At 38.6% G+C, this 20,817-nt stretch carries 16 protein-coding genes and 1 pseudogene; 12 read left to right on the top strand and 5 right to left on the bottom strand.

Annotation, left to right across the window (positions count from 1 at the left end; genetic code table 11):
- The first annotated feature begins 32 nt into the window (after positions 1-32).
- The 3 genes from niaP (at position 33) to J576_RS12005 (ending at position 5,702) form a co-directional block, all read left to right on the top strand.
- Positions 33-1,352, top strand: a complete 1,320-nt coding sequence (gene niaP, locus J576_RS11995; RefSeq protein WP_002048909.1) for a niacin transporter NiaP — start codon at positions 33-35, stop codon at positions 1,350-1,352.
- A 153-nt stretch (positions 1,353-1,505) separates the two neighbouring features.
- Positions 1,506-3,725, top strand: coding sequence for a DNA topoisomerase IV subunit A (gene parC, locus J576_RS12000; protein WP_002048971.1), 2,220 nt, complete (start codon positions 1,506-1,508; stop codon positions 3,723-3,725).
- Between the two features lie 297 nt (positions 3,726-4,022).
- Positions 4,023-5,702, top strand: coding sequence for a long-chain-fatty-acid--CoA ligase (locus J576_RS12005; RefSeq protein WP_002048927.1), 1,680 nt, complete (start codon positions 4,023-4,025; stop codon positions 5,700-5,702).
- A 41-nt stretch (positions 5,703-5,743) separates the two neighbouring features.
- Here the strand turns inward: J576_RS12005 and J576_RS12010 are convergent, their stop codons facing one another.
- The gene (locus J576_RS12010; protein WP_002048951.1) at positions 5,744-6,127 is read right to left on the bottom strand and encodes a hypothetical protein; all 384 of its coding nucleotides are present in this window, start codon (positions 6,125-6,127) and stop codon (positions 5,744-5,746) included.
- Between the two features lie 106 nt (positions 6,128-6,233).
- Between J576_RS12010 and J576_RS12015 the strand changes: the two genes are divergently transcribed.
- Positions 6,234-6,632 (top strand): MAPEG family protein, encoded by a 399-nt coding sequence (locus J576_RS12015; protein WP_002048944.1) that lies wholly within the window; start codon positions 6,234-6,236, stop codon positions 6,630-6,632.
- A 127-nt stretch (positions 6,633-6,759) separates the two neighbouring features.
- Positions 6,760-7,287 (top strand): inorganic diphosphatase, encoded by a 528-nt coding sequence (gene ppa, locus J576_RS12020; protein WP_002048945.1) that lies wholly within the window; start codon positions 6,760-6,762, stop codon positions 7,285-7,287.
- A 107-nt stretch (positions 7,288-7,394) separates the two neighbouring features.
- Here ppa and J576_RS12025 read toward each other — a convergent pair whose 3' ends face one another.
- Positions 7,395-8,711, bottom strand: a complete 1,317-nt coding sequence (locus tag J576_RS12025) for an OprD family outer membrane porin (protein WP_002048907.1) — start codon at positions 8,709-8,711, stop codon at positions 7,395-7,397.
- Positions 8,712-9,675: 964 nt separating this feature from the next.
- Here J576_RS12025 and J576_RS12030 point away from each other — a divergent pair.
- Complete coding sequence (locus tag J576_RS12030; protein WP_002048960.1) at positions 9,676-10,497, top strand: TorF family putative porin; 822 nt, start codon at positions 9,676-9,678, stop codon at positions 10,495-10,497.
- A 42-nt stretch (positions 10,498-10,539) separates the two neighbouring features.
- Here the strand turns inward: J576_RS12030 and J576_RS12035 are convergent, their stop codons facing one another.
- Together J576_RS12035 and J576_RS12040 are read right to left on the bottom strand one after the other, a co-directional pair.
- Complete coding sequence (locus J576_RS12035) at positions 10,540-11,418, bottom strand: dihydrodipicolinate synthase family protein (protein WP_002048953.1); 879 nt, start codon at positions 11,416-11,418, stop codon at positions 10,540-10,542.
- A 15-nt stretch (positions 11,419-11,433) separates the two neighbouring features.
- Positions 11,434-12,210, bottom strand: a complete 777-nt coding sequence (locus J576_RS12040) for an aldolase (RefSeq protein WP_002048900.1) — start codon at positions 12,208-12,210, stop codon at positions 11,434-11,436.
- A gap of 111 nt (positions 12,211-12,321) precedes the next feature.
- Here J576_RS12040 and pdxR point away from each other — a divergent pair, with 111 nt between their 5' ends.
- Positions 12,322-13,746 (top strand): MocR-like pyridoxine biosynthesis transcription factor PdxR, encoded by a 1,425-nt coding sequence (gene pdxR / locus J576_RS12045; protein ID WP_002048936.1) that lies wholly within the window; start codon positions 12,322-12,324, stop codon positions 13,744-13,746.
- Positions 13,747-13,775: 29 nt separating this feature from the next.
- Here pdxR and J576_RS12050 read toward each other — a convergent pair.
- Positions 13,776-14,435, bottom strand: a pseudogene (locus J576_RS12050) (ATP-binding protein); the annotation flags it as partial.
- A 148-nt stretch (positions 14,436-14,583) separates the two neighbouring features.
- Between J576_RS12050 and J576_RS12055 the strand changes: the two are divergent.
- Genes J576_RS12055 through J576_RS19785 form a run of 5 tightly spaced genes read left to right on the top strand, consistent with a single transcriptional unit; the run spans position 14,584 to position 20,716 of the window.
- On the top strand, positions 14,584-15,294 hold the full coding sequence (locus J576_RS12055; RefSeq protein ID WP_000736404.1) for a heteromeric transposase endonuclease subunit TnsA: 711 nt from the start codon (positions 14,584-14,586) through the stop codon (positions 15,292-15,294).
- Positions 15,295-17,205 carry a TnsB C-terminal domain-containing protein gene (locus J576_RS12060; protein WP_000573062.1) on the top strand — a complete coding sequence of 637 codons (1,911 nt, stop codon included), beginning with the start codon at positions 15,295-15,297 and terminating at the stop codon, positions 17,203-17,205.
- Positions 17,206-17,209: 4 nt separating this feature from the next.
- Positions 17,210-18,130, top strand: coding sequence for a TniB family NTP-binding protein (locus J576_RS12065; RefSeq protein WP_000417085.1), 921 nt, complete (start codon positions 17,210-17,212; stop codon positions 18,128-18,130).
- Positions 18,131-18,159: 29 nt separating this feature from the next.
- On the top strand, positions 18,160-19,275 hold the full coding sequence (locus J576_RS12070) for a TniQ family protein (RefSeq protein WP_002024550.1): 1,116 nt from the start codon (positions 18,160-18,162) through the stop codon (positions 19,273-19,275).
- A complete protein-coding gene (locus J576_RS19785) occupies positions 19,268-20,716 on the top strand; it encodes a hypothetical protein (protein ID WP_005116093.1) in 1,449 nt (482 codons plus the stop codon). The genes J576_RS12070 and J576_RS19785 overlap by 8 nt, the downstream gene beginning before the upstream one ends.
- The last annotated feature ends 101 nt before the right edge of the window (positions 20,717-20,817 follow it).

Below are 20,817 nucleotides of genomic sequence, written 5' to 3' on the forward strand. Positions count from 1 at the left end.
GTCCACTTATTCTTTCCAGTAGAGTTGTTCCTATGGATCTGGTTTCACGTATACAAAATCTTCCAATTGGCAAATTTCACTACACGCTTTTATGGGTAGTGGGCTTAGGTTGGATGTTTGATGCGATGGATACCGGTATTATCGCTTTTATTATGACGACCCTTGTTAAAGACTGGTCATTAACGCCAGTTGAAAGTGGCTGGATTGTCAGTATTGGCTTTGTGGGAATGGCCATAGGTGCAGTTTGTTCTGGTGCCTTGGCAGATCGTTTTGGCCGAAAAACTGTATTTGCGATGACTATGGCCATCTATAGTATTGCGACTGCCTTATGTGCTTTTGCTCCAGATCTGAAGTGGCTATTAATTTTTCGTTTTATTGTGGGACTAGGGCTAGGTGGACAGTTACCTGTAGCAGTTACATTGGTCAGTGAATATGTTCCTGCTCATGTTCGTGGACGGTTTATTGTTCTGCTTGAAAGCTTTTGGGGATTAGGCTGGCTAGTCGCAGCACTTATTTCTTATTTTATTATTCCTAAATTTGGCTGGCATATTGCCTTTCTTGTGGGCGGTCTTCCACTTATTTATATTTTAGTGATTTGGAAAAAAGTCCCTGAATCGATACCGTATCTAATTAACCGTGGTCGTATTGAAGAAGCGCATGTACTTGTACAAAAACTAGAAGCCAAAGCAGGTGTGCAAATTGTTCACCATATTGAAGTCGTGCCTGTGGCGATGCGACAAAAAGTTTCATTTAAACAGCTTTGGAGTGGTCAATTTGCTCGAAGAAGTTTAATGCTCTGGCTGATCTGGTTTGGTATTGTTTATTCCTATTACGGCATCTTTACTTGGTTGCCGAGTTTATTGGTGAAACAAGGCTACGACGTTGTCAAATCATTTGAATATGTATTGCTTATGATTTTGGCGCAGTTACCGGGCTACTTGGCGGCCGCGTGGTTTGTTGAACGATTAGGCCGAAAAATCACACTTGCGGCATTTATCGGTTTTTGTGCTTTGTCGGCATATTTCTTTGGACAAGCCGACAGTGTAAATAGCATTATGTTTTGGGGCTGTCTCATGTCATTCTTTAATTTGGGTGCATGGGGAGTGTTATATACCTACACACCAGAACAATATCCAGCCAACATTCGGGCCTTTGGTTCGGGGTGGGCATCGGCAATGGGGCGTATCGGTGGAATTGTTGCGCCAATGGTCGTGACACATATGATGGTCGCCAAAAACGGGTTTAATCACGTTTTTATGATGTTTACTATTGTTTTACTTGCTGTGGCCTTAGTTATTTTGGTATTAGGTGAAGAGACTCAAGGTAAAAGGTTAGAGTCGATCGGGCTATAGTTTTTGCCTAACTTTATAGCAAGTAACTAAAAATATAGAGAGATAAGACACAATTTGACGCTCAGGTGACAGAGTCCCTCTTGTGTCTGTAACATAGCCCACTTAGCATAATACACACTTAAAATAACGACTGATTTGGAAGATAAGCTGACTATGACCAGCCTTGCGCATCATGCGACAGAAAACCGCTCTGTAGCCGAATTTACTGAACAGGCTTACTTGAATTATGCCATGTACGTCATTATGGACCGTGCATTGCCGCATATCAGTGATGGCTTAAAACCCGTACAGCGCCGTATTGTCTATGCTATGAGCGAGCTAGGCTTAAAAAGCAGTGGCAAGCCAAAAAAATCAGCGCGTACAGTGGGTGATGTACTTGGTAAATACCACCCACATGGTGACTCGGCTTGTTATGAAGCCATGGTCTTAATGGCTCAGCCATTTAGCTATCGCTATCCTTTAATTGAAGGTCAGGGGAACTGGGGTTCACCAGATGACCCTAAGTCTTTTGCTGCGATGCGTTATACAGAAGCCAAACTCTCGGCTTATAGTGAATTATTGCTGAGCGAATTAGGCCAAGGCACCAGCGAATGGCAAGATAACTTTGATGGTTCTTTAAAAGAACCGATCACTTTACCTGCACGTGTACCTAATATTCTTCTTAATGGTACGACAGGTATTGCTGTAGGTATGGCCACCGATATTCCACCGCATAATTTGCGTGAAGTGGTAAAAGGAACAATTGCCTTAATCCGTAATCCGCAAACCTCGGACGAAAAATTAGCTGAATATATTCCGGCTCCAGACTTACCAACCAAAGCTGAAATTATTACTCCGCCAGAAGAGTTACTTAAAATCCAGATGACTGGTCGTGGTAGCTACCGCATGAGAGCGGTTTATTCTGTTGAAAAGCATGAAATTGTGATTACTGAGTTGCCATATCAAGTATCTGGTTCTAAGGTGATTACTCAAATTGCTGACCAGATGCAGGCTAAAAAGCTGCCATTGGTCGTTGATGTGCGTGATGAGTCGGATCATGAAAACCCGACACGACTCGTGATTGTGCTGCGTTCTAACCGTATTGATGCGGAAGCAGTGATGAGTCACTTATTTGCGACCACCGATTTAGAGTCGAGTTATCGTGTCAACTTGAACATGATTGGTGAAGATGGCCGCCCTCAAGTTAAATCGATTCGCCGTATTTTACTGGAATGGATTGAAATCCGTAAAAAAACGGTAACTCGCCGTTTGCAGTATCATTTAAACCGTATTGAAAAGCGTCTACATATTTTGGCAGGTCTTTTAATTGCTTATCTCGATATTGATACTGTTATTCGTATTATTCGTGAAGAAGATCAGCCTAAACCAGTGTTGATGGAACACTTCAATATTGATGAGATACAGGCTGAAGCAATTTTAGAGCTTAAATTACGTCATTTGGCAAAACTTGAAGAGATGGAAATCCGTCATGAACAAGATGAGCTTTCGGCGAAAGCTGCCATTATTCGTGAACAACTCGAAAATCCTGAATCTCTAAAAAATCTGATTATTGGTGAACTAAAAGAAGATGCGAAAAAGTTCGGTGATGAGCGCCGTTCTCCAATTGTCGCACGTGCTGAAGCGGTTCAAATTAAAGAACAGGATTTAATGCCAGCCGAAACGGTAACAGTTGTGTTGTCTGAAGCTGGCTGGGTCCGTGCGGCAAAAGGTGCAGATGTTGATGCTGAAAATCTGAACTACCGCGCAGGGGACCAATATTTAAGTCATGCTGTCGGTAAAACCAATCAGCGAGTTTATTTCCTTGATGAAACAGGGCGTAGTTATGCCTTACCGATTAGTAATTTACCTTCAGCCAGAGGCTTGGGGGATCCATTAAGTTCTAAGCTTTCTCCAGCAAGTGGTGTATCGTTTATTCAGGTTTATTTAGATGATGATGAGTCTGAATTGATTGCTGCAAGTTCCGCAGGTTACGGTTTTAAAACTCAAACTAAGCAATTAGATACCACTGCGAAAGCCGGTAAGACATTTTTAACGGTACCAGAGAAGTCAAAAGCTCTACCACTCATTTCTGCCCAAAATATGACGCATTTGGCTGTACTGAGCTCAGCAGGGCGTTTGTTAATTTTAGATTTGGCCGAGCTGCCAAATTTAAATAAAGGTAAAGGTAATAAGTTGATACAACTTGAAGCCAAAGAGCAAATTTTATCCATGACAACCCTGAACTTAGATGAAATAATTCAGGTGGTTGCAGGTCAACAACATCTCAAATTAAAAGGTGATGATCTACAAAAATACATGGGTAAACGTGCTTCGAAAGGTCAGCTCTTACCACGTGGATATCAAAAAGCAAATAAACTGTTGATTCAGAGATAAAGCTAGCGTCTGGCAACATAAATACGCTATATATGGCAACAAGTTCAAGCAGTGAACTGAACTTGTTGGTATGGAATAATGATTAAAAGGGCAGCAATTTGGAGTACATAATTTGTACTCCATGCAAAAAATTTGGCAGGGTCAAATTTTCAAAACTTCTGTCTCATAATCTTGTTCGAAAGTGTCATGAATGTGCCAATAAGTTTTAAATATGTTCTGGCACCAAGAAGCTAAAGAATAGCTGGGGCATTGAATAACAGTTATTACTAAGGATTACGAATCGGAGATAATGGCATTATGGAAAAGATTTGGTTTGCAGAATACCAAAAGACAGGGATTCCAGAAACAGTAGCATTGCCTGCAGAAAATACCTCACTTGTTGATATTTTTGAGCGTAATTTCCAAAAATTTGGTTCTCGTGATGCCTTTATCTTTATGGATAAAGCCATGTCATTTAACGAGTTGGAACTTGCAAGCCGTAAGTTCGCGACCTATTTGCAAAATTTGGGGTTAGCAAAAGGTACGCGTGTTGCAGTAATGATGCCAAACGTATTGCAGTACCCTGTAGTGGCATTGGCAGTCTTCCGTGCTGGCTTGATTTTAGTGAATGTTAACCCGCTATACACAGCACGTGAGCTTGAACATCAGTTAAATGACTCAGGTGCTGAAGTTCTCGTCATTATTGAAAACTTTGCGAGTGTTTATCAAAGTATTTTAGGTAAAACTCCAGTCAAGCATGTTGTAGTTGCTTCTGTTGGAGACATGTTAGGTACACTAAAAGGTACTTTAGTGAACTTTGTTTTACGTAAAGTGCGTAAACAAATTCCAGCTTGGAATATTCCTGGCCATGTTAAATTTAATAGCGCATTAAATAAAGAAAACCCAAGCAATTATAAACGCCCGACTTTAACTTTAAGTGATACTGCTGTGCTTCAATATACGGGTGGTACAACAGGCGTTTCAAAAGGTGCTGAGCTGACGCATCGTAATTTGGTTGCTAACCTTTTACAGTGTGACGGTATTTTCCAAAGTAAATTTGGTGCAAATGATGGTGCTAAAGGCGATCGTATCGTTTGTGCATTACCGCTTTACCATATTTTTGCATTCATGGTTTGTGCGATGTACGGCATGTACAAAGGACAGGCAAATATCCTGATTCCGAACCCGCGTGATTTACCAGCCGTGATTAAGGAATTACGTAAATACCAACCTTCTTTCTTCCCAGCAGTAAATACATTGTTTAATGCCTTGGTAAATAATGAAGAGTTCAAACAACTTGACCATAGCAATTTAAAAATGGCAATGGGCGGTGGTATGGCAGTTTTACCTTCTACAGCAGAAGCTTGGAAGAAAATTACTGGCACTACCATTATTGAAGGCTACGGTTTATCAGAAACTTCTCCGGTAGCGACTGCAAACCCTCCAGCTTCTACTGAATTTAGCGGCACCATTGGTATTCCATTACCTTTAACAGAAGTTGCTATTTTAGATGATGACGGTAAAGAATTACCTTTAGGTGAACAAGGTGAAATCTCAATCCGTGGTCCTCAAGTGATGAAAGGCTATTGGAACCGTCCAGATGAGACAGCTAAAGTGATGACAGCTGACGGCTTCTTCCGTACAGGTGACATTGGTGTAATGGACAGCCGTGGATATACAAAAATTGTAGACCGTAAAAAAGATATGATTTTGGTTTCAGGCTTTAACGTTTACCCAAGTGAAATTGAAGAAGTTATTGCTAAACATCCAAAAGTGTTGGAAGTTGCTGCAATTGGTGTTCCAGATGAAAAATCAGGTGAAGTACCAAAACTCTTTATTGTGAAAAAAGATCCAAGCTTGACCACAGAAGAAATTTTGAACTTTGCTAAAGAAAACTTAACAGGTTATAAACGTCCTCGTTATGTTGAGTTTATGGATGAATTACCAAAATCAAATGTAGGTAAAATTTTACGTAAAGATCTACGTAAACCTGCTTAATCGTTAGTGATTAAAAAAAGCGCCGTAGGGCGCTTTTTTATTTAGTGGCTTTTCATAAACCAGCGATCTACATAAGGACGGCCGATTCCAACCATACCAACGAAAATAATCATTGTGCCGAGTTGTAGGCGTAAGTGAGACAAGTCAAGTTGGCCATAACTAAGGTAATTATCTATCAGACAATACACGGTAATTACAATGAGCCAATGCCATAAAGGAAGTCTTTTGACACCCACTGCAATAAAAGTGATTGTCAAAATGACAAAGGTACCCAGTGTCGATTGCCAATTGAAATTCGCGCAAATCACACTCAGTAAAAAAGCGACAATGGGTAATACAATTTTGAAGATAAGATCTACCTGAAGCTGGTTCTTCTTTTGCTTTTCTAAGACCTCGAGCAATTCTTTTTGATCAGGTTGTTGCATACATAGCCCTATAAATCAGTGATGACATGCGATTGCATAAAATTTCACGTAAAAACGATGAGTTATGATAGCATGATCAACAGTATTTTCAGTGATGGATGGCACTATGCACGGCATCAGCAGCATTATCTATATTATTTTAGTGGCATGTTTGCTGCCATACGCATTTACCGTAATTGCAAAATTTAAGGGTGGTTTTCAGCCCTCTGATAATCAGAACCCAAGAGATTTTCTTGCTAATACAAAGGGGATCGCTGCTCGGGCAAATGCAGTACAACAAAACAGTTTTGAAAGTTTACCTTTATTTTTAACAGCTATTCTGATGGCTGAATATATGGTGGTGCCTGAGTACTTTATTTTGAGACTGGGCTGGGCATATATTATTTTGCGCGTGATTTATGGCATTTGTTACTTGAGTAATTGGGCAACTTTACGCTCGATTGTCTGGTTTTTATCATTGTTATGCCCAATATTCTTGTTGATCGTGACAATTAAGTTGACTTGAGTGTCATTCTGTCACCATTCATATCAACTTTCGCGTGTGCGCATTGTATAATCGGCATCATTTTGATGATATCCACGTTATAATCGAGTGGATTTTACATCTGACTTCATAACGAAAGAGTATTGATATGAGTTACAGCAATATCCCAGCAGGTAAAGATGCACCAAATGACATCTATGTCATCATTGAAATTCCTGCAAATGCAGCGCCAATTAAATATGAAATTGACAAAGATTCTGATGCATTGTTTGTAGACCGTTTCATGGGCACAGCAATGTTCTATCCAGCAAACTATGGTTATGTACCAAATACTTTGTCTGAAGATGGCGACCCATTAGACGTACTTGTTGTAACTCCGCATCCTGTTGCTGCTGGCTCTGTAATTCGTTGCCGTCCAGTGGGTAAATTAAACATGGAAGATGACGGTGGTATCGACGCGAAATTAATCGCGGTTCCACATGAGAAATTATCTCCACTTTACAAAGATGTGAAGGAATATACAGATCTTCCTCCATTGTTGATTAGCCAAGTTGAGCATTTCTTCAGCCACTATAAAGATTTAGAACCAGGCAAATGGGTAAAAATCAGCGGTTGGGAAGGTGCGGACGTTGCTAAAGCTGAAGTATTGAAAGCAATCGAAGCTGCTAAAAAATAAGTTCTGATTTTATGAGTCTAGTGTGTCTCAATTGATATTCTAGGCTCAATAAAAAACCTACCTGTGTTACCAGAGGTAGGTTTTTTTATGCTTGATAGATCTATGAATTAGAATAATTTCACAGGGATATCAAGGAAGATACGCCATTCGTTTGTATCACCGATGTACGCACCTTGGTAAGAATCACTTGCACGGTAATAAGAGTTACGGACACGAAGACTTGCATCTTTAGCAAAACCACTTTGAACTGTGTATTTTACTTGGTTGAAGAATTCGCGCTCTTGAGCATTGTCAGTTACATCACGAACTTTGATGTCCCAACCGTATACAAATGCAGTTGTCCAGTTCAAACCAGGTAATACGCCTAATTTACCGAAATCAACGTTGTATTGAATTTGTGCAGATTTCTCGTGGTTACCAATGAAATCAGACATATAAGAGTTTGGTAAATAAATACTTTGGAAACCGTCAGCGTTTTGACCATAGTCATAACCAACATTACCAGTGTTTTGTTGGTAAGCAAGCATCACACTGTGTGGACCAGTAGCATAAGTTCCTGAAATTGCCCAAATGTTGTTGGTCTTTTCTTCGCCTGCTTTACCATTATCAGCATAATCTGGTGCTACAAAGCCAGTTGCTGAATAAGTGCGTGCATTTGCATCAAACTTAGTATGGTATCCACTGAAATCATAAGTTAATGAACTGTCATTAGCCAAAGGCTGTTTATAGTTCACATTAGCATAATGACGTTCAAGTTTATTTTTGCTATCTAAACCATAGTAAGAGGCATTTAAGTTATCATCAAACTTGTATTTACCGCCCCAAACGATTGCACGATCAAGACCTTTACCAAATACATCAGCATCGGTATTAATTTGATCAGACATTTGGTCTTTAGTGAATTTACCAGCTACTAATTCAAGGTTCTTGATTTCATGGCTTGTTAATAAAGTACCTGTAAAGTATTCAGGAACCATACGGCCAGTGTTACTTGCTAAAACTGGTAAATCGAGTACTTGAGTACCATAACGTACAGTCGTATTTGAGAAACGAGCTTTAACGCTACCGCCACCACGGCCCCAATGATCGTAAGCTGAACCATCATTGTGCTTAGGAATCATTTGGTTACCGGCATTATTATTTTCACCGATTTTAAATGAACCGTCACCAACAACGCCTACACCGAAACCAACAATACCAGGGGTAAAGCCAGATTCAAGATTTACAATTGCCGATTGAGCAAATGAACTAGTATCTTTCGCGCCTTGTTTTTTGTCGCGAGTTAGATAACCTGTACGGAAGAGAATAGAACCGTTCGCATCTTCAACAAATCCTTTTGCCTCACTTTGCTCGCTTGCCTGAGCTGAGGAAATTATTGCCGCAGAAATGAGAACTGCTAATGTAAGTTTTTGTGCATTTAGCATATTTAAAGAACCTCATAAAAACGATAAATCCTGTGCCTTGTTATAGTTCAGGGCCTAGGATTTCCATCAATTGTATAAGTAATCTATAAAAAAGATATATTTTTGTTGATTTTATTTTATATATGCTATGCAGAAATTGATTAATGTGCTACCGGTTATTTAGTAAATTTACTCATAGCCTTTTGTACTTAATGTATTGTTTAAAATAAAAAAAGTAATTTATTTTTTAGTTGATTTTTACCATTTATTTTATAGTCAAACTTCAAAAAATACGTGATTCTTGTGTTCATTTTTTATCCTTTTTTGCTGGATATGTTTACTTTTTAACCTTGCTTTGAGTTGATTTTTTCAACGATTTATTTTAAGCCTACTTATAAATTGTTACTGTATAACATTATTTTTAGAAGTACTGTATATATGAACCGATTGTTATAATAAGCCAATAGAATTTAATTGAACTGATCAAATCTAGTGCGATATTTTGCATAAATTCTGTGCAGTACTTTTTTTATTTATATTGGTGCCTAAAAAAGACCCAAAATAGTTCATCGACTTTAACTCAGAAATAAATACAGAAATGAAGTAAGCAAAAATGCTCAATCACAGATCATTTCATCTACCGCCTTCAATAATTTACATACTTTTTATATCTCAACTTTAGATCTAAATAGAAAATTTACGCGTATCAAAGGAATACTTCTTACCTCGGTTACTAATTTCCGATAAGGGGTTTTTCTATGTTGAGTATTTTTAGATTTGTAATAAATCTATTCTATATATTTGTTTTTTATAAATATATTTCTATGAGCGTTAGGCAATATTTTCATTTTAAAAAGAATTTGATTTCAAAACTTATGCAGCCCAGCGATACGAAATATGGACTTGGCACAGCAATTGCTAAAGCTTAAGTAACAAAATTTGTTTAATTCAATTAAATCGTGCGTTCATTGTGGGGGAGATCAAAATGATGAAATTTGCACTTAAAGCAGTAGCAGTCGGCGTACTCACAGCAGGTTCAACCATGGTTATGGCTGAAAGTGCTCCATCTTTCTATGGAATCACGACAACAGGTAGCGTAGCAGCAACTACAGATTATCGTTTCCGTGGTGTTACACAATCTTCAAATAACCCTGCCATTCAAGGTGGTTTTACTTTTTCTCATAAATCAGGTGCTTATTTATCGCTTTGGGGTTCAAGTGTTGATTTTGGTGTAACAGGTAACTCAACTGAAACAGATGTCGCTTTGGGCTATACCAATACATTAAAATTATCCGATAAGCTTGCGCCAACTTATGATGTAGGTGTGATTCATTATGGTTACATTGGTTCGGGCCATAGTTTTGACCGTAACGGTATTGGTTACGATGGCAAAAATGGATTAGATTTTAATGAAGTTTACGGTAAGTTAACGTTTGCCGACTCTTTATTTAAAGGTGATGCACTCAGTGTGGGCGTTAACTATTCAAATGACTACTGGGCGAACTCTAAACAGTTCTGGTATTTTAACGTAGGTTATTCGGCACCAATTGCAAACACTGGATTTACTGGACTTGCATCAGTTGGTTATAACAAATTCAAAAACAAAGAGGCTTTAGCCGTAGTTGCGGGCGGCCCTGGTACAGACGACAGCTATATCGATTATAAAGTTGGTGTAAACCGTAACATTTTAGGTATTTTGGCTGAATTAGACGTAGTGGGTACCGATGTGAGCACTTCTGGTATGACTGATGCTCAGAAAAAGCCTTATGACGCCGGTCTAGTATTTAGTTTAACTAAAACTTTCTAAGTTTATGCTGTAAAAAAGCGGGTAAATAAACCCGCTTTTTTATTAGTTTTCTATTTCAGAAAGTAGTTGTTTTAACTGATTAAGCTCAATATTTGTGGCTTTAGACAAAGGCTTACGTGGTGACCCCGCAGAAATACCTTTTAACTGTAAACCTGCTTTAATCGTTTTAGGCAAACCACCAGTTACAATAAAACGTAGGACAGGAAGTTGTTGGTAAAATGACTTCTGAGCTTGCTCTAATTCACCATTTTTGACGTGTTGAATAAGCTGTTGAGGTTGTTGACCTAGCAAGTTTGGTGCTGCTGTACACCAACCGCTTGCTCCCGCACATAAGGCCTCTAAAGCTAGAGGATTACAACCGTTATAAAACGGAAGTTCACCTTTTGATAGTTCATAAATTTTATGCATGCGCTGAATATCGCCGCTGCTTTCTTTTACCATCGTGATATTTGCGATGTTGTTAAACATACGCACAATTAACTCTGGAGACATATCAACGCCACTGGTTGCAGGGTTGTTATACACCATAATCGGTAAACTCGTGGCCTGAGCAATCGCTTGATAATATTCAAAAATCTCTTGATCAGTTAGTTTCCAATAAGATACAGGAATCACCATAAGTGCATCTGCACCATAGCTTTGCGCGATCTGGGCTTTTTTGATGGCTTGATCAGTGGTGAGTTCTGAAATTCCAATAATGACAGGCACGCGCTTATTAATGCTTTCAATTGAGGTTTTTGCGACTAAGCACCATTCATCCCATTCAAGATAAGCGCTTTCGCCTGTACTGCCTAAAGGTGCAATTGCATCGCAACCATTTTCAATAAGCAAATTCAGCATTTGTTTTAGAACAGGAAGATTAATGGTGTTGTCATCAGAAAATGAAGTAACAGGGTAGCCAATAATGCCTTTTAGTTTCATGGTCGAAGTCTCTTTTTAAATACAGTCAGAATGGTTTTTCAAAGCTTTACGTGCGTAGTAAGCAAAGTTCACTTTGTTGCGTTTATCGTTAGATACCCAGTCATGTGCTTCTGTTGCTAGACTGTGGGGGATAGGCTGAATTTGCCCGGCAGACATTGCCAGTAGTTGCAGTTGGGCTGCGCGTTCAATTAAAAGAGCCAAGTTACATGCTTCTTCAATGGTTTTTCCTGTGACCAGTTGGCCGTGGTGAGACAACAAAACAGCGCGGTTTTTACCCAGAGCAGAGGAAATCAAAATGCCTTCTTCATTACCTACAGGAACACCTGGCCAATGACCTACAAATGAGCAGTCCTCGTAAAGTGCACAGACGTCCATTTGAGAAATCATGAGTGGAATCTGTAGCATAGATAAAGCAGCTACATGGGTGGGATGTGTGTGAATAATGCAATTCACCTCTGGATGTTCTTTATAAATCCAAGTGTGAAAACGGTTGGCTGGGTTTGCCATTCCTTCTTGATTGATGGGTTCTAGATCTTGATTTACTTCAAGTAAGTTTGAAGCAGTAATTTCATCAAAACCTAATCCGAAACGCTGAGTAATAAAAGTTTCTTTATTTTCACTACGGCAAGTAATTTGTCCCGCTAAACCAGCATCATGACCATGATCAAATAAAATACGACAAGTGAGTGCAAGCTTTTGACGATCAGTTAAATCTGAGTCGCTAATCCACTTTTGCATGTCTTGCTGTGCATGTTGCATCAGCTCTTGTTTGTTTACAGAAGCAGTCTTCATCTCTTCTCCAGTCCAGTTGACCAAATTAAGTAGGTGAAGGCAGAATAGAAAATAACTGGATGAATCAATACATCCAGTTTTTATAAGTTATATGGTCCAGATGGGGCGAATATGTTAAGACCTTGGCAAGTACATTTTCGTATCGATGAGAGAGAAGAAAAAACAGTTTTTTTAAAGCTTACTAACTTGATTAGCCAAGAAATTTTAAATGGGCGTTTAGTACAGGGAACTATGCTACCGGGGTCTCGTAGCTTGTCAAAAGAACTAGGAATTAATCGGAAAACGGTACAAGCGGCATATGAGGAATTAGAGGCACAAGGATGGCTAGTGACTCGCCCTCGAAAAGGCACATTTGTGGCAGATGTTTTGCCAGAAAAACAGCTTCAAATAGAGTCAGTATCTGAGCTAAAAGTTAATGAGAAGCCAATTATTCAAGAAGTGATTCAACGTCCACATAATGATGGTGTGCCAGATCCGAGGCTTATTCCATACGAATTGTTTTCGAGGGCCTATCGGCATGCACTCATTAAAATTACGCAAAATCAGTACATGGGATATGGTGACCCACGAGGAATGATTGAGTTAAGACAAGCCTTGCAACAAATGCTATCGATGGAACGTTTTATGAATGTTGCCGAAGATGAGATCTGTGTTGTACGTGGAAGCCAGATGGGAATTTTTCTTGCATCGCGCGCGTTACCAAACCGCCAAGGCGTCATTGTCGTTGAAGAGCTGTATTACCCATCTGCTTTTAAGGCATTCCAGTCAAATGGTTTTCAGGTTGTTACTGTCAAATTAGATGGGCAAGGTATTGTCATTGAAGATTTGGAACGGATTTTACAAGAATATTCTGTCGCTGCCATTTATACAACGCCACATCATCAATATCCCACAACAGTTACCATGCCAATGAGTCGTCGTCTTCAACTCTTAGAGCTTTCAAAAAAATGGGGGTTTTACATTATTGAAGATGACTATGACCATGAATTTCACTATGACAGCCGACCTATGCCACCCTTAGCGAGCTTACCTCACTCTGAGTTGGTCATTCATGTGGGCTCATTGTCTAAAGTTTTTGCACCTGGTATTCGGTTAGGCTACATCGTGGCAGCTCCCCCTATCATTCACTCCATTACTGGAGATATTTTATTGATTGACCGGCAGGGCAATAATATTACGGAACTCGCTTTAGCGGATTTAATGCAGAGAGGAGAGATCAAACGACACATACGTAAAATGAAAAAGATTTATAAGTTACGTCGTGATCATGCCTTAGCTGAGTTTCAAAGAGTTTTTGCTCAAAGTATTCAAATACAACCACCTGCAGGTGGAATGGCTTTGTGGGTGAAATTTCAGAAAACATTTACCCAAGAACAGCTCATAAAGTTAAAAGAACTCAACATTGATACAGAACATAAGTTTAAACAGGAAGAACATCCTAATTGTAGTATTCGCTTTGGTTTTGCAGCTTTATCAGAGAAAGAAATTACGACTTTAATTGAAAACTTAAACAATATTCTTAATAAAAATAAATGAACAGCGGACACATAATCCGCTGTTTTATTTTAAGAATGATTGCCTCGATAAGAGAGTGCTTCTGTAAGGTGAGGACTTTGAATCATCTCACTTTGAGACAAATCGGCAATGGTGCGAGCAACCCGTAAAACACGATGATAAGCACGTGCAGATAAATTTAAACGTTGCTGAGCCATTTCAATCATTCGCTGTGACGCGTCATCTAGGGCAGCGAATTGTTCTAATTGTTTCGGTGAAAGTGCCTGATTCAAACAATCCTGCCTTTTTATTTGTTGTTCATAAGCATAAATCACACGTTGTCGCACAGTTGTTGAATCTTCGGCGGGTGTTGGATCTTGTAGTTCCTGAGCTTTTAATGGCGGTACATCGATATGTAAATCGATGCGGTCAAGTAATGGCCCCGATATACGATTTTGATAGCGCTTAATACTTTCGGGTGAACACTGACAACGACTGTCTTGATTAAATGCGTAACCACATGGGCAGGGGTTCATTGCTGCTATAAGCTGAAAGTTGGCAGGATAGGTAATTTGCCGGGCTGCCCGTGAAATGATAATTTCTTTTGACTCAAGCGGCTGGCGTAAGACTTCTAATACTTTGCGATCAAACTCGGGTAATTCATCTAAAAAGAGAACCCCTAAGTGAGATAAGGTAATTTCACCCGGTTTAGGATGAGAACCGCTGTCATTTACAGCAATAGAATAGAGTGGCATTATAGATAATCAATAGGTTGTCACTCTAATTTCACACAATTAAATTAGATTATTTACATAAATAGATAAGAGTGGCTTGCAAAATTACATTAATAGGCACGAGTGCCTGAATGGTGAATTTTTTATGAAAAAATTGAGTGACGAATACTCACCTGTTAGAAAAGCTCAAACTGTTTATGGGAGTATTTCGGGAAATTATGCCTTTAGAGGCGAGAAAACCATTTGGTTTGAATCGACCCTTGAGCGTGATTTCATACTTAAGCAAGAATTTAATAACAATGTGATTGATGTTGTCGGTCAACCTGTAGTTATCCCCTACATCACTGAATTGGGTAATCAATCAACCTACACTCCTGACTTTTTAGTGCAGTTTTCAAGCTCGAATTGTGATGATTTTGAGGATTTTCCTGTACCAATGCTCATCGAAATTAAGCCTAAGAAAAAGCTTGTTGAAGACTGGGATAAGTTAAAACCAAAATTCAGAGCAGCCCATCGTTTTGCTGCTGATAAAGGATGGAAGTTCAAAATTATCAGTGAAACAAGATTATATGATCAGTATTGGGAAAATATTAATTTCTTAAAAAAATTTAGACGCTCTCATGTCGATGCCGTTGATCAACAATTATTACTCGATACTCTGCAAAAATTAGGTCAATCAACAATTAATCAATTACCTGCCCATATTTTTAAAGATAAAACCAATGTTTTAAAAGGGATTCACCAAGTTTGGGCATTAGTGGCAAAGCGAATGGTTACTTGTGATTTGTATTGTCCTTTAACTGCTGAAACAGTGATATGGGTGAACCAAAATGATGCATTTGCGAGGAATATCTAAATGATTGAATCTAATGCTGTCAATATCGATCGTAGTCGTATCATTCTAAAACCCAATGTGGTTGTCGGTTATGAGGGGCAACCCTATAAAATTGTGAATGTTTTAAATGCCAATGACATTGTTATATCAAGTCTTGATTCGGTACGTAGTCTACAGGTCAATGCTAGAAGTTTGACCGTTTTTAATGGGGAAAATACGCTAACTGAGAGTTTGAATAAGGGTGATCAGGATATTAGTAATGAAGCTTGGCAGATTGCTTTACAACGTTATGAGATTATTAAGCCTTTGATTGAGTATTCAACGACTGAACTGGTCGAAAATAGGGCGAATGAATATGATGTGAATCGCTCAACATTGTGGAAATGGCTTAAAGATTATCGGGAAAATAATTCTCTAATGGCGTTGATTCCCAAAAAACGAGGTTGGACAACTGAAAAATCGAGGTTGTCACCTCAAGTGAGCAATATCATTAAACAAGCCATCAATGATGAATATTTGAATGCGAAGAAACCAAGTATTTCCAAAACGATTGAAATTGTAAAAGCAGAGTGTTCTCGGCTTCAGCTTGAAGCACCGCATGAAAACTCTATTCGTAGAAGAATCGAGGCTTTAAATGATTACCAAGTAACGAAAGCACGTCTTGGATCAAAAGCTGCAATAGATAAATTTAAGGCTGCTGCGGGTTCATTTCCAAATGCTGATTACCCTTTGGCGTATGTGCAGATTGATCATACTCCTCTAGATATTGAAATCGTGGACGATGAGTTTAGAGAAGCGATTGGAAAACCTCATTTAACCTTGGCAATCGATGTTTTCAGTCGGATGATCGTAGGGTATTACCTATCACTAGAAGCGCCAAGTACGACTTCAGTGGCGATGTGTATCGCATCTTGTATTTTGTCAAAAAAACGTAAGTTGATCGAACTAGATATTGATGCTGAATGGCAGGTCGAAGGGATTATGGACTCGGTGCATACAGATAATGGCCCCGATTTTAGAACCAATCACATCAGTAAAGCTTGTCTAAAGTATGGGATTCATTGGGAATACCGACCAATTGGTGGGGCAAGATTTGGTGGTCATATCGAGCGTATGCTTGGTATCGTCAATCTTGAAATGCATGTCTTGGATGGTACAACTTTTTCAAATGTACAGCAGCGTGGGACTTATGATTCCGCTAAACAAGCCTGTATGACATTAAAAGAGCTTGAATACTATATCGTGTATTGGATTACTAAAGTTTATCACCAGAAGAAACATTCCGCTTTAGGAACATCCCCAATCGTTAAATGGGAAGAAGGAGTTTGGGGGACGAAGACGACAGCAGGTACAGGTTTGAAAGAACGTGTATCAGATGAAGATACCTTGTTTATTGATTTTCTACCTGAATTTGAAGCGACTATTCAGCGTACAGGGGTGCAAAAAGATAACTTATTCTATTTTGCCGACTGTTTAAGACAATGGGTTAATTCTATTGATCCAGAGGACAATAATCGAAAGCGTAAAAGAAAATTTTTGTTTAAACGTGATCCGAGGGATATTTCACAGATTTGGTTTTATGAGCCATTTTCTAATACCTATTTTAAAGTACCCACTGCAAAGCGAGAGATACCACCGATTAGCTTATTTGAATATAAGCAGGTTCAGAACTATCTCAAAAGTGAACGTCAGGATGTTCAGAATCAGGATGAGATTTACATGGCGATTTTGCACCTACGTGAGCAGCTTAATCAGGCTCGAAGCTTGACTCGAAAACAACGTCGCTCAAACCAAAGAAAAAAGGAAAATGAAAAAGCCATTACTCAGCTATCCGAACAGAATCAGTCTAAAAAGGCTGTAGTTTCTGAAAGCCTTCAGACAAGTGATGATTTGTGGAATACCCCTTTAACTGCATTTGATGATTTAAGGTGATGTGATGGAAAAATATGAACATCTTGCAGAGCATGTACTTGAAATCATGCAATTAAGCGATAGTGAACGGATTGAGACATTATTTACTGATCGATGGATTGGCTATAAGAAAGCCATTACCATCATGAATACATTGACCGATATTTTGAATCGCCCCAGAAAACTAAGACCTGAGTGCCTACTGATTGTGGGTGACTCCAATATGGGTAAAACAACTATCATTCATGAGTTTGCTAGACAGTATTATACAAAAACCGTAAGTGATGCTGACATGGATTTATTGTCCGTGACCAAGCCTGTTTTACCGATACTTGCTCCAGCAAAAGCGAATGTTAAAGAACTCTATATTAATATTTTAAATCACTTCTTTGTGCCATTTCGGGCAAGTGATCCTGAAGCCAAATTAAGAAATCAAGCCGTACACTTGATGCGTAAGTATGAAACAAAAATGTTGATTATCGATGAAATTCATAATTGTCTGACAGGTTCAGCCAAATTGCTTCCCGAAGTCATGAACACACTCAAGAACCTCAGCAATGAATTGAGTCTGAATATCGTAGGTGTCGGTACTCGTGAAGCAATCACCATACTGCATACTGATCCGCAATATGCCAGTCGCTTTGATGTGGTGAATTTACCCAAATGGGAACTCAATCAAGACTTTTTAAGATTATTAGTCAGCTATGTTCGATTATTGCCATTAAAAAAACAGTCTAACCTTGCATCCAAAGAGATTGCTACGTTGATTTTTGAAGTGTCAGGTGGAAATCTGGGGGATTTAAATCGATTACTGGTGGAGTGTGCCAAAGAAGCCATTTTACAAGGTGATGAAGAAATCACCTATGACATCGTACATAAGTTTAAATGGCTTAAACCGACTGAGGGTTTAAGAAATATTAGAAATATAAATCTCAGCCTAAGTTAATTCTGCGAAATCATTATAGGGAGTTAGAGATGAGTCAACCTGAACAATGTTGGTATATCAGAACTCCCATTCAGCAAGGGGAAGTATTCTCATCGTGGTTGATACGTTCCGCCTTAGATGTAGGTTGCTCACCTATGGTTCTAATTGAGGCTTTATGGGGGAAATGGAGAGCATTAACGATTGATTTAGACAAAGGGGTAGATGCAGAAAGGTTCGATGCTCTGTTGTCTCATAGTATGGAGTCAAAACAAAATATACAGCAATCGATGTTGAGTAGCGTTGTTTCTGAGATACACACAAATTATGATCCAAAGCAAAATACCCCTTGGGTTTTATCCTTGGGCACACGAAACCGCTCAAATACATCAGGTCGGCAAGTGTGTGTTGAATGCTTGAAAAGTCGTGAAAATCCGCCTTATTTGCGTTTAATGTGGCGTATGGGGTGGCATTGTAGTTGTGTTGAGCATCAAGTAAGTTTAATTGACCATTGCCCTGAATGTGGTGTGACGATCCAACCATTTAAAGCCGATATGGAGCATGGTTGTTTAGCGATCTGTACGACATGTGGTTTTGATTTAAGGCATTGTGAGGAAAACAAAATCATCAATTTAAATGCTTTAGACTTCCAAAATAAAGCAGAGCAAGTCTTAAAACAAAAATTTGGTTTTTATAATCAATCCCCAGTAACTTCTCAAGTATGGTTTGAAATTGCTCGTGCATGGCTTAGTGAGATCAGATTTTTGGTCAATACGCCCAATAAAAATGTGATTCAATTATTTGAAAGTTTTGACGTAAATTTACATCTTCCAAATCCAATTACTCCTTTGGCATTTGAATATCTGAATACTCAGGAACGAATAGTTTTGCTTTCAATATTGGATCAGATTATGGATATTCCATGTGATTTATTGGTACAGCGATCAAATGAATATGGAGTAAGTCGTGCAAACTTTTGGGACAAGCGCAAGAAGTTGCCTGTTCAGCTTCAACAGATGAAAGATTTAATGATTAAGCCTACAAGACGTTATCCTGTCTCTCGTGTAGCAATAACTGTTACTAAGCCAAAATCTAAAGCGACTGTACAACGTCAATGGTTAAATTTATTAAGAAGAAGCAATAATAGTGGAGCGAGGCATATTGACTGAAAATGTTATTGAACATGACTGTCATGGATGCAACCAGTCTGTTTCTTTCATAAAAAAACGATATAAAGGCAAGAAATATTGTTCGACTTGTTATGCTCGTATCTTTAAAAAACGATTATGCCCAAGTTGTGGTGAATTTGCCCGACTCCCTAGAGATGATGAACAAGCTATCTGTAATGAATGTATTAAGAAACAACCCTGTATTCGATGTAATCAGACAAATAAACCAATAGGTAAGCTGACCGAATATGGTGTGGTGTGTAATAGTTGTTCCGTGTATTTCAGACCCATTGAGCCTTGTGAACGATGTGGTACGCCATCACAAAAATTGACCCGAATTTCACGATTTAATGATGATCTACGGGTATGCCCAAAATGTGCGACACGAGATTATGAGACATGTCCATCGTGCCAGAAGCATCGTTTATTGGAGTCTGATATATCAGGACAAAGAACGTGTAAAAAATGTAGAGATAAGCCTCAGAAATCCTGTAAAGCATGTCATTGTATGATTGCAGCAGGTTGTGCTGATTTATGCGATGATTGTTATTGGCATCAAAATCTATGGAATAAATTTGATCAAAATCAGAAAGTATTTGAGTCTAGTTACTTAAAACAGCAGTATGAAAACTATACAGGCTGGTTAGAAAAGAAAGTTGGATCACATAAAGCTGCATTATATATAAATAAACATACCCATTTCTTTATGAAAACCGAAATAGATTGGAATCAATCTGTGCCTACCCCAAAGCAGTTATTAGTGAGGTTACGAAGTAGTGGGCTTAGAAAATTTGAATTGGTGATGCAATGGCTTGAAGAAGTGCATGACATTCGAATAGATATGGATAACAAAAAAAGTTGTTCAGAACGAGATCAGATGGAAAAGCTTGTGCAACGTATTTTGCAACCATCTTTTGCTTATGATGTTGTACTGGAATACAAAAATAAATTAGAAGAAAAAATCAAACGAGGTGATACCTCAATACGTTCAGCTCGGTTGGCAATAAAGCCTGCTGTGGCGTTAATGCTGTCAATTGGGGAAGAAAGTGATCAGTTACCAAATTTGGAGCATGTCAAAGCGTATTTGGCTGATTATTCGGGTCAAGCTGCTGCACTCACTGGATTCATTAACTTTTTAAATGAGAATTACGGTATTTCTATTGATTATTTAAAATTAAAAAAGTCTTCTTTTTTAAAGACTAAGCAAAAGAAAAAACTAGAAATGGAACTTGTTGCACTTACCCAAACTGATTTAAGTGACAATGAACTTATTCTAAGTTGGGTGAGAAATGGGCTTAGGTATTTTCATCAACTTCCTTACATTGATGCTCTAAAGATTAAAACAGAAATGATTACAGAAATAGAAGATGGTTATGATGTAAGATTTAATGGACATTCATATTGGTTACCAAAACCCATAGAGCTTCAAAAAAACAGCTAGCTATTTGTTTTATCAGTAAAATTTTTAGCAAACATCTTTCTTAAACTTAGTAGGGGGAGAGTATGAATAGCACTTTAAAAGGGTAAGCGGATTAAATGGTT

Source organism: Acinetobacter sp. 766875 (assembly GCF_000582055.1).
Lineage (GTDB): Bacteria > Pseudomonadota > Gammaproteobacteria > Pseudomonadales > Moraxellaceae > Acinetobacter > Acinetobacter nosocomialis.